Source organism: Micromonospora orduensis, assembly GCF_006228125.1.
In the GTDB taxonomy this organism is placed as follows: domain Bacteria; phylum Actinomycetota; class Actinomycetes; order Mycobacteriales; family Micromonosporaceae; genus Micromonospora; species Micromonospora orduensis.
In genome coordinates, this window is sequence record NZ_VDFY01000054.1 from 1 (window position 1) to 1,168 (window position 1,168).

General features: G+C 66.4%; 1 protein-coding gene. It reads left to right on the forward strand.

All coding sequences use genetic code 11. The features are described 5' to 3' along the window. Positions 1-487 (forward strand): hypothetical protein (locus tag FHG89_RS33205; protein WP_208760818.1); only part of this gene is annotated, 487 nt, incomplete at its 5' end. Positions 488-1,168 lie beyond the last annotated feature (681 nt).

A 1,168-nucleotide genomic window follows, 5' to 3' on the forward strand; every position in this document is an offset into this window, starting at 1 on the left:
GGCACGGACGCTCGCCGACCGGGCCGAGACGATCGCCGGCAGCATCACCGATCGGTACGAGCAGGCGCAGGCGTTGACCGCTCTGGCCGAGGCGGCGGCCGGTGCCGGGGATCTGGACCGGGCCGAGCGGATCGCTCGCAGCATCACCGACCCGAAGCAGCAGGCATGGGCGTTGACCGCGCTAGCCGAGGCGGTAGCCGGTGCCGGGGACTTGGACCGGGCCGAGACGATCGCCCGCAGCATCACCAAGCCAGACCAGCAGGCGCAAGCGCTTATCGGTCTCGCAAGCAGGTGCGTAAACCAAAGTGGGGCTCCTTTGACGCGAGACTCTGCGAGCGAAGGTGTAGCTCTGGCGAGGTTGCGAGCCCGTTCACTTGTAGCCGCTGCCCTCGCTCTAGGTTCTTGGGAACCGTGCCTCGGAGTAGGCACGCGCGTGCAACTCGCCGGGTTTGCAACCCTCGCTGCTGAACGGCTGCTCGCCAACTGAAAGGTCGAATTGCAACGCAAGCAACTTCCGGCATGGCGGTTTTTACGCCCACTCCTTTCGGCAGAAGCGGATTCGCCATACCGCCGGTGCCGGCTCGCTGGTAATGGAACGCCACGATGGCCGGTCGCCCGTTCCTGTGGGGCTCGCTGAATTCGCTGACCGGCTCGCGGGCGGTTGAAGGCTCGGACGTGCCTCCGCCGTCTGCAGGACGCTGTGCACGTTCAGTTGTACCTGGCTGTGCACCTTGACGGGTGCGCCGACAACATCCGAGCCGCGCGGATTGCCGACAGGGTCGGTGACCGGTTGAACAAGATCCTCGCTGGCCTGAAGAAGATCGTCAACTGCTTGAACACGAGGCGGCCGACCACCTCGGGACCTTGAACAAGATCGCGATGAGGGCGTGAGTGCCCGGCGAGCGCCAGTCGTGGCCGTCCCGCTTCACCCCGTGGCTGCCTCGTGGGCGGCGCGTGTTCGAGGGTGCCGTCTCGACGTGGCTGCGCCGGCGTGAAGGGCCTTGAACAGCCTGGCCACGGGTTGCACAGCCCGCCTCGGGAGGGACTGCACCCGGTTCGGTTGACTCCTGACCTGTGAGGATCTGTTCCTCGCTGGAAGGATGTCTGTCATGCCGAAAGCGTTCCCCCTGGAGTTCCGCCGCGACGTCGTCGCGGTCGCCCGTAAGGG